The 5,461-nt window shown below is 56.9% G+C and carries 8 protein-coding genes and 1 pseudogene; all 9 read right to left on the reverse strand.

Translation table 11 applies throughout. The features are described 5' to 3' along the window. Nucleotides 1-399 precede the first annotated feature (399 nt). The gene (locus E0L16_RS21805) at nucleotides 400-519 is read right to left on the reverse strand and encodes a type I toxin-antitoxin system Hok family toxin (RefSeq protein WP_223156217.1); all 120 of its coding nucleotides are present in this window, start codon (nucleotides 517-519) and stop codon (nucleotides 400-402) included. Then, a pseudogene (locus tag E0L16_RS22265) lies at nucleotides 467-682 on the reverse strand (DUF5431 family protein); the annotation flags it as partial. The gene E0L16_RS21805 and the pseudogene E0L16_RS22265, both read right to left, overlap by 53 nt. A gap of 111 nt (nucleotides 683-793) precedes the next feature. Further along, nucleotides 794-1,168: a hypothetical protein gene (locus E0L16_RS21815; protein WP_063136915.1), complete on the reverse strand. Its 375-nt coding sequence runs from the start codon at nucleotides 1,166-1,168 to the stop codon at nucleotides 794-796. 56 nt (nucleotides 1,169-1,224) lie between these two features. Further along, complete coding sequence (locus tag E0L16_RS21820; RefSeq protein WP_045890688.1) at nucleotides 1,225-1,551, reverse strand: hypothetical protein; 327 nt, start codon at nucleotides 1,549-1,551, stop codon at nucleotides 1,225-1,227. Beyond that, nucleotides 1,548-2,276, reverse strand: coding sequence for a plasmid SOS inhibition protein A (locus E0L16_RS21825; RefSeq protein ID WP_023345471.1), 729 nt, complete (start codon nucleotides 2,274-2,276; stop codon nucleotides 1,548-1,550). The genes E0L16_RS21820 and E0L16_RS21825 overlap by 4 nt, the downstream gene beginning before the upstream one ends. Then, complete coding sequence (gene psiB / locus E0L16_RS21830) at nucleotides 2,273-2,707, reverse strand: conjugation system SOS inhibitor PsiB (protein WP_023345470.1); 435 nt, start codon at nucleotides 2,705-2,707, stop codon at nucleotides 2,273-2,275. Before psiB ends, E0L16_RS21825 begins: the two co-directional genes overlap by 4 nt. A 37-nt stretch (nucleotides 2,708-2,744) precedes the next feature. Continuing rightward, nucleotides 2,745-4,757 (reverse strand): ParB/RepB/Spo0J family partition protein, encoded by a 2,013-nt coding sequence (locus tag E0L16_RS21835; protein ID WP_131638299.1) that lies wholly within the window; start codon nucleotides 4,755-4,757, stop codon nucleotides 2,745-2,747. A gap of 67 nt (nucleotides 4,758-4,824) precedes the next feature. Next, the gene (locus tag E0L16_RS21840) at nucleotides 4,825-5,190 is read right to left on the reverse strand and encodes a hypothetical protein (RefSeq protein WP_063136913.1); all 366 of its coding nucleotides are present in this window, start codon (nucleotides 5,188-5,190) and stop codon (nucleotides 4,825-4,827) included. 43 nt (nucleotides 5,191-5,233) lie between these two features. After that, nucleotides 5,234-5,461, reverse strand: a 228-nt coding sequence (locus tag E0L16_RS21845; protein WP_242672241.1) for a hypothetical protein, incomplete at its 5' end; no start/stop codon positions are given.

Below are 5,461 nucleotides of genomic sequence, written 5' to 3' on the forward strand. Positions count from 1 at the left end.
TCGCCCTGCCCGTTTTTTGGGTTATGGCCACGGAGCTGCAGCTGAAAAAGTTAACCGGCAGGACGCCGGATATGACGCCCGGGATGAAGAACACAGGGAAAACCAGGCCGAAGCCAGATACAGGCAGGTAACTCATGGCGCTCTGACTTCAGCAAAATCAGGCAGGAAAGGCAGGAATGTGGGCAAGGCGGAGGGAGCAGAGGGGCAGCGCCGAAGGCGCGTCCCCCTTCCCCCGTTCCCCGCAGGGGAACAGCCCTTCCCGGAAGTTCAGGCGTGCGGTCGCGTCAGGAAGGAAAAAGGGGCTACCGGTAAACCGGTAACCCCTTCATAAAGGCGCTTCAGGCATGTCCAGACAGCCTCAGCCCCTTAGTGGCGGGGGTTTCCCCCCGCCGGGGTTGGCTACTTAGCGGATTCGTAAGCCATGAAAGCCGCCACCTCCCTGTTCGTATCCCTGTAACGGATTTCGCAGAGCGATTTCCGTGTCAGGTAAGTGAATATCAGTAGTGTGAGACACACTATTAATACACACCAGATCAGGGTATTTCGTGGCAGTTTCATAGCCGTCTTCTCCTTGCCTTGCGGCTGCTAAGAGGCTATTCTGTTGGTGTCTAGTCAAGCAGATGGCCTCGTTTGGTTGGTTAATGAAAATTAACTTCCTACGGGGCTTTCTTCTTTTTGCCACACAACCGGTAACAAACCACCTTCACGTCATGAGGCAAAAAGCCTCAAGCGCCACGTCGATTATACCGGGCAGGTGCTCTTTCTTACCAGGTATATCCACGCTTTATGCTGCTTAACGCCTGAAATATCTCACGTATCCCCATGCCGCGATCACTACGCCGATGACCAGCGCAAGATTGGGCAAAATCACGTCCCCGGCACTTACAAATACGGCATCAGAATTACTTTGCCCCCAGAATGCCAGCTTGTACCCGACGCCCCAGACAAAGAAGATAATCCCGGCACTCAGAACGCCGTATTTCATTACGCCGAGCAGGACTTTATCGAACCAGCCTGGCGTATCACGCCATGTGATAACCATCGCTATCAGACTGCATATGAACAGGCCAGCATAATAGCCTGTCGTGCCTTCCCATTCTGGCGCAGCATGCCTGACGATTAAAAAGAACAGCGCGTACAGTAATATAACGAGCAACCAGTACCTCATAGTCCTGCTTTCCTTTTGTATGGCCATCTGTTCAGTCAGACAGCATTGTATCTGATTCATCGGGCAGACTTGCCATTGAAATACGCCGGACGCGCTGCCAGTTCCCGCTCGATTAACTCATCGGCAAACAAAGGGGCAACACGATTAATCCGTGCCTGCATGTTGCGCCTTCTCACCGCTGCTTTCCGTTCATCGCTCCAGCGCTGGATCTGTTTCTGACCGAGAAAATCCACGCATACAGCGTAACCTGAGCCAGCTACCCAGCGTGACATTACCTCTTCAGGTGCCGCCTGCCCTGCCTCCACGACAACTGAAACCAGCTCCAGTGGACCTGGGCAGGGCTTGTGCGGCAATTTCCAGCGCAGGGAATAGCGCCACTTCATACACCGCTCCGGTCAGCCAGCTTATTTGGCACCTGCCAGCGTTCAGCGACACGAACATGCTCAGGTGTTTCCCGGACAATAAACGGGATTTCATACATCACTGTATACAGCGGCTCACCGCTGATGCGAAGCCAGTCAAGTTCCTTCAGCGACGCGAACCGCGACTGCCAGCGCCAGAACGGTGCAGCAAGCTCTGCCGCGTCAAACTCGTCGCTCCACCGGGTGTACCAGGTGCAGACGGTTTCCGGAGACTGAAAATTCAGGTCGATTTTCGCCTGCTCCAGCAGGTTCTGGCGCAGTTTCCAGCGCTGTTCGTACTCACGAGACTGGCGGCGCATCTGACGCGTGGTCTTAATGCCGGACCTGTGCAGCCGTCGACCCGTGCGGGTGTGCATGACCTCAGGGAATAGCTCGGCCTGTACGTCAATTGTGAGCGGCAGCGGGCAGGCTTCGCCACTGGTGGCGATCATGGTGTTAAGCGCCTCCTCGACCTGTTTCAGGTTCGAATGACGGTTATTTGGCACCCAGTGCAGACCAGGTATTTTATTAGCTACCGTGGCGTTGAGGCGTCCGCTGCCCGTGAGAAGACGCAGAAAGGTACGCACATACGGCATGGCGGGCAGTCGTGCGCCGCGTTCGCGGGCAGACTCAACATGGCTGATAGCCTGTATTGCAGCCTGACGGGCGGGCTTCAGGGAAACGAGCGCGTGTGAGGACGGGATCATGCTGTCACCTCCACATTCATCAGCTTCGCCACGGTGCGGGCAGTGCAGTTAAAGCGGCGCATACCTGCCAGCTGCGCGATCAGCTGGTTTATCCGTTCAGGCTGAAGCGTGTCGCTCTGGTAAAGAGTACGCACCACTTCACCGCCGGAGGACAGCAGCACCAGAAGCCAGTAAGGCGAGACTTCGCCCGGGCTGCACACGCACAGATGCCAGTCATCACTGCCGTCCGCGCTGAAGCGGCACTGGACAGGGAAGAAGCCGCCGAACTCGCTGCGGTATTCGGCGCAGACGCGCCATCCTTCAGGTGTCGACAGGAGGCCGGTCACGGCATCGCTGAGGGCGCGGCGCGCGTCCTCCCCCTGCTGACGGATAAACTCCAGGTCTGTGGCGGTCAGGGTGTTGATTCGGTTCAGGTCATATTGCATGGTCATGTCTGTTCCCGCCGCCCGAAGGCGGCGGCCTCCGGTATTATGCAGCGTGGTCAGTGGTGTTAGCGTCGGATTCGGTGGCTTCTCCAGCCTCGGCGGCTGGCGCTGTGCGCACCATCCAGTCAGGCAGCCAGCCCTGAGCATTCAGATCCTGCTCGGCGGCCTTCGCCGCATCGCGGCGCTTGAGCTTCACAATCTCTCCGGCGCGGGTACTCAGTCCGGCTTCTTCGTAGGCTTTGCCGATCTGGGCGATGGTGAGCTTGCCGAAGTAGCTCTCTGCACCCGGTTGCCACCATTTGCGCAGGTCAAAGTCCAGCGCCGCTTCCAGCCCGTCCAGTTCGCTTTTCTGCGTATGGTTGTACATACGCTCCTGAATACCGTTGATACCGTGTGCCGCACAGAATCCCAGCAGGGTGTTCACCTGCTCTGCTGACCATGACAGCAGCCAGGTGAAATCGAGATGCCAGTTTTCTGGCAGCGTTGCCTGAAGCGCTTTTTTCTGTGCATTGAGCGCCGTCAGCGCCTTCCCTTCTTCACCGGATGGCGCCAGTGATGCAAGGTGATACTGATTCGAGGTCACATAGGCTTTCAGCGGTTGGCTGCGCTTGCCGTGGGTGCGATCAAAGAGCGCAAGACACAGCGTCCACGTCAGCAGCGCCACCGACACGTCAGGACGACCCGCCAGTTCGGCCTGAACAGCCAGAGTCCGTTCGGCTGACATGGCCTTAACCAGCGTTGCCGGATAGGCGTCTGCGGGAATGTCAGGCGTGGTGTATCTGATCACATTGCTTTCACGTTCCTGACGCGCCTGTTCTTCTTCTGCCCGGTCTTCGTCGGTCAGCTTGCGGATACCAGGCTGAACCTGAAAATTGCTACCGTCCCATGACACCCAGATTCCGTGCGCGGCGCGAAATTCCGGCGTGGCTTCGCGGTACTGCGCCTCGCAGTAAATGTCATCGATATCCTGCTGAAGCTCGTATTCGTCATCGTAGCTTTCAGTAGCATCCCTTTGTTCTTCCAGCTCGCTGACGCGCTTCTGTTCTTCTTCCGTCAGGACAGCTTTTGGCATGGCAAAACGGTACAGTTCACCGTCCTCACCGCTGAAGCTGAGTTCCGTCATACGGAACTCAGCCCAGCCCCAGCCCTGCTCCTGCTTAATACGGGCGGCGAGCACGGTGAGCTTGCCAGCCAGCAGTGATTTCACCAGCGCCGCATCGGCAAAGGTGCTGTCTTTATCGCTGAACAGATCGGCGGTCAGCGTACCGCCAGCGGCGGTATAGGCTTCCTCGCCCACATACTCAAACATAGGGTGACTGATGGCCATCTTGTCGTCGGTCACCATTTTGCGCAGAGTCTGTACAGCAGGATCGCGCCACTGTACAACAGCCTCTTTCCAGACCTGCTCCTGACGCTCATGGGTATCAGCAAGTGTCAGGACTTCACACTGTTCAAGGGAGATTTCATCCCGCGCCAGCGCATCCAGCAGGGAGGGGGCAAGATTCGCCAGCTTCAGGCAGCGCTGAACATGGCGCGGGTGGTAGCCCATCAGTGCGCCGATCTGAGAGGCCGTTTTACCTTCCTGCTGAAGGGTACGAAAACCGATAATCTGCTCGGCGGGATGCATGTTTTTACGTCGACCGTTCTCGATCATCGAGGCCGCCACCGCCATCTCAACGGGCAGGACTTTCACCGGAACAAACGGCGTGTCCGCATCGAGCACACCGCGCATCACCAGAATGCCTGTGCCTCTGCGACGACCTTCCCCGCCGACAATGCCGATCGTACCGTCCGGCAGTTCTGCACCAATCAGGTTTTGCAGGATGCCCATTGCCTGAATGCTGTCTGCCATCTCTTCCACTTCCTGATCGGTATGCGGAATGATGCGCGTGTTTAAGCCAGTGTGTGACAGGCGGGAGTACGGGAAGATTTGCACGGGCGTATCAGCGAGCAGCTGGACGAGCTTCTGCTCGGTAGACTGCGCGATTTTTTCCGCAGATTTTGTCTGACGGGCGGGCTTAGCTGGTTTTTTTGCCGTAGTATTGGTGGCGACCATGATTTTTACCTCTCAGTGATAGTTGTGGTTAGCCGTGGCCGGAGTGCGATCCGGTCACGGCACTCGGTTAACCGGTAATGCGTTTCGGGTGTGCTGCCAGTGCTGCAAAAGACGGATAGCCATCAAGAACCTGCATCATGACTTTTGCCCCTTCCAGCATCGCTTTATCCGTTACGCTGCCGCTGTTTTCACACACGTTGATCGTTGCCACGATCCCCGATTTCACATCTGAAAAACGCTCATACATGCGGTTGCTGCACAGGACGCGTTTGCCTCCTGCCATCACCTGCCAGTTGTTGCAGTCATTAAATCGGGTGTCCACGTTGTCAAACTCGACCACGTGGGTGTCGCTGGCCTGAATGCGCAGCAGCTTCACGATTTCGGTGCTCTGCCCGACCTTACGGGTTGCCGGACGGGTGTTAAGGTTCTGCATGTTTCCTCCTTCTCTGGGTTAAGGCCGGACATCCGGCCTCCGGTTAAAGCTGCACGTGTTGCAGATTGCGTTTCAGTTCCAAAAGAAAATCCGGGTCAAATGACCAGGCACGCCAGTTAAGCGTTCCGTAGGTTCTGATCTCCACCTGAACGTCTCCGTATCGGGACACATCGGACAGGGTGACGGTGACACCATCTTTCAGCGAAGTGGCCTGAGCCACCCACTCCCGTGCGACAGAAACAGGGTTTTGTTCTTCCCCTATCTTCCTGGA

This window comes from Enterobacter quasihormaechei, assembly GCF_004331385.1.
Lineage (GTDB): Bacteria > Pseudomonadota > Gammaproteobacteria > Enterobacterales > Enterobacteriaceae > Enterobacter > Enterobacter quasihormaechei.